The following is a 3,258-nucleotide window of genomic DNA, read 5'->3' on the forward strand; positions in this document are numbered from 1 at the left end:
GTGATGGAACGTCCTAAAGATTATTCTAAAGCTAAAATTCAAGAAATAGTGGCAAAATATAGTGCTAAGGCTAAAGATATCAACGCTAAGCGTACAAGCACTTTAAGTGAACAAACAGTGATCTTTAATTTGAGTGAAAGTTTTAGTGACCCTAGTCATGTTGCAGGAACCAAATTAAAAAATGATCCGATCCCTAATGTACATCAATTGATGTCACAAAATGTAGGTGGTTATATGTTGAGTTCTAGCTATGGTGGAGGAACTGCCAATATGGAGTATATGACACTGACAGGTTTTCCAATGGCTAATTTTGCACCAACGATCAGTACGCCATATGCACAAGTTGTTGCAAGTCGTCCCTATACACCATCTATTGTGGACTACTTCCCTAATGCAGTAGCGATCCACCCTTATGTAGGAAATTTCTATAGTCGCCCTGTCGTTTACGACAAGTTTGGTTTTGATGACTTTATTTATCTTGGAAGTAAAACGGGGATCAAATATCAAGAAAATGTAGGGAAAAATCCGTATTTATCGGATAAGACAGCTTATCTGAATGCGCTTGAGGCCATTAAGAATAATAAGGACTTAGGTCAGTTTATCAACTTAGTGACTATTCAAAATCATATGCCTTATGGTGATGACTACTATGATGGTATGAATGAGTATGAGGTGACTGAAGCAGTCGATATAGATAATACGCGCAATGCGATCAATAGCTTTGCTAAGGGGATCCACTATACAGATGAATATGTAGCAGAGTTTATCGAACAAATCGATCAGATCCAAAAACCTATAACACTGGTCTTTTATGGCGATCATTTGCCAGGGATATACGCTAATGAAATGGACAAAGATGGTTTGAACTTGCATGAAACAGATTATTTTATCTATTCAAATAAGTATGCTCAACAGAATGGGGCCAAAAATAGTTTGAATAAAAGTAAGATCATCTCACCAAACGATTTTCCAGCGATGGTAGCTGAAAAGGTAAATGCTAAGATCTCGCCGTATTATGCGTTGCTGACGGCAGTCTATCAACAAACACCAGCTATTTATATGGGAAACGATCCAAGTTCTGAAAAAAGCCGAGTTGTTGATTACGTTACCGAGAATGAGCAAATTCTTACTGAAAAACAATTATCTGCCGAACAAAAGGAGATATTAGAAGATCTACGGTTGATCCAATATGATATAACAGCTGGCGAAAATTATGTAAAAGAGACTAAATTTATGCAGCTTCCCTAATAGTTAAGGGATAAAAATAAGACAATAACGCGGGACCCACTACGTATTTTTAGTACGTGGTGAGTTCCGCGTTATTGTCTCATATTTGTTTTTATTCTACAAAATCGTTTAGTTATGCTTTGGCTTTCTTATTGCGACTAAAGAAAACAGCGGTTAAGATGAGCAAGAAGATAGCTCCGACCGAAACTGATACACGGGTATCGGGATTGATGAACATGAAGATCATGATCACAACAAGTGAAATGATCGCAAAATAGTTTGAGAACGGATAAAGTGGCATCTTGAACGGATGATCCGTTAATTCATGTGCATTTTGCCGTCTAAACCGCAATTCTGAGATCAAGATCACAAACCATGGCACCATTCCAGGTAAAACACTAGAGCTATACACAACAACGAAGAGATTAGCCGTATTTTTGTTCAAGCTAGTCAAAATGATGTTTAGGATAAACCCAAGCAAGATCCCACCTGAGATAGCTAAGATCGCAATGTTTGGTACCACGTGCTTAGAGAGCTTGCTGAAGATCTTAGGAGCTTCATGGTCGATCGAAAGTTTAAAGAGCATCCGACTGGAACTGTAGATCCCAGAGTTAGCCCCTGACATGGCAGCTGTTAAGACTACGAAATTGATGATCCCGGCAGCACCAGCGATCCCGACTTTAGAGAAAGTTTCAACGAATGGAGAGCCGATCGCAGCTAGTTGATCCCATGGGTAGATCGTTACGATGACAAAGATCGCACCGATATAGAAGATCAAGATACGCCAAACGATCGATTTAACGGCTGCGACGATCGCGTGTTTAGGGTTAGCTGCTTCACCGGCTGTGATCCCTAAAAGTTCGATCCCTTGATAGGAACCAACGATGATCGAAAGTGAGAACATGAAGCCTTTAAAGCCACCAGGGAAAAAGCCACCGTGAGCCCATAAATTAGACAAGCCTAGTGGTTGCCAGTTATTTCCAAAGCCAAGGAAGATCACGGCTAGCCCCATAATGATCATCAAGATGATCGTGACTACTTTGATCAAGGCAAAGTAGAACTCTAAAGTCCCGTAAGCCTTGGCTGAGGCTAGATTAGCCAAGGTCAGGGTGATCACAACGACAAGCCCAGATACCCAGTCAGGGAGATTAGGCCACCAGTAATTCAAATACTGTGTAACAGCGATGACTTCACTGATCCCAACGACGATATATTGAAAGATGTTGCTCCATTTAGTTAAATAGCCAGCAAGTGGATGGATATAATCGGTAGCGTAATCAGCAAAAGAACCAGTCCCAGGTTTGATGTAGATCATTTCACCTAGGGCACGCATGACCGCATATAAGACGATCCCAACAAAAGCATAAGCTAGCAAAACAGATGGACCTGTCCATTTGATAGTGGAGGTCGACCCCATAAATAATCCGACCCCGATCGTTCCACCAAGGGCGATCATTTCCATCTGACCAGACGTGAGCGACCGATTTAAATGATTTTTTGGCTGCTCGTTTGAATCCTTACTCATAAAAAATCCCCATTTCTTTGTCCTATGCAAAAAAGCTAACTAAAAAGCGGTATCGACGTAACATTTATTGTTAGGTGATATTGCTGATCAGTTAGCTTTATTAATCGACATTTTATTATCTCAAATAGCCCCAACCAGCCTACATAGTAGTGGTTGAGGTGGTGGTTGCTGTAGTTTGTGTACTAATACTGTAATTCATGGTAACAACCTCCGTGAGCTTTATAAAGTTAGAATACCATTAAAGCTTTGATCGTGCAAGGTAAATTTTAATGCATCTCATTTGATGGTATAATATCTAGGATAAATACTTAGCTAATGGAGGAATTTTAGTGGATGAATCAACGCGTAAAAGACGCGACTTGTGGATAAAAAGGATATTGGTCGTTGGCTTATTTATCGGCTTAAGTATCTTATTTTCTATTACTTTTTACATAAATGGGCGTCTAGGGATCGATTCGGATGGAAGTTTTCATTTTTCAAGGGTCGAAGAGATATATCGCAATCTA

At 40.0% G+C, this 3,258-nt stretch carries 2 protein-coding genes; one reads left to right on the forward strand and one right to left on the reverse strand.

Going from position 1 to position 3,258, the window contains the following annotated elements; all coding sequences use genetic code 11:
• The coding region (locus tag ABT996_RS09460; protein WP_349924672.1) for an LTA synthase family protein at nucleotides 1-1,248 on the forward strand (1,248 nt) is incomplete at its 5' end.
• A gap of 112 nt (nucleotides 1,249-1,360) precedes the next feature.
• On the opposite strand, the gene ABT996_RS09465 is transcribed toward ABT996_RS09460, so the two are convergent.
• Nucleotides 1,361-2,752: an amino acid permease gene (locus ABT996_RS09465; RefSeq protein ID WP_005917799.1), complete on the reverse strand. Its 1,392-nt coding sequence runs from the start codon at nucleotides 2,750-2,752 to the stop codon at nucleotides 1,361-1,363.
• Between the last annotated feature and the right edge of the window lie 506 nt (nucleotides 2,753-3,258).

The sequence above is a fragment of the Ligilactobacillus sp. RTP31139st1_D10_RTP31139_211217 genome (assembly GCF_040226755.1).
Taxonomy (GTDB): domain Bacteria; phylum Bacillota; class Bacilli; order Lactobacillales; family Lactobacillaceae; genus Ligilactobacillus; species Ligilactobacillus animalis.

What these genes read in the sequence shown, in the direction of transcription:
- ABT996_RS09465 (WP_005917799.1), bottom strand. Translation starts at nt 2,752, where the DNA reads ATGAGTAAGGATTCAAACGAGCAGCCAAAAAATCATTTAAATCGGTCG.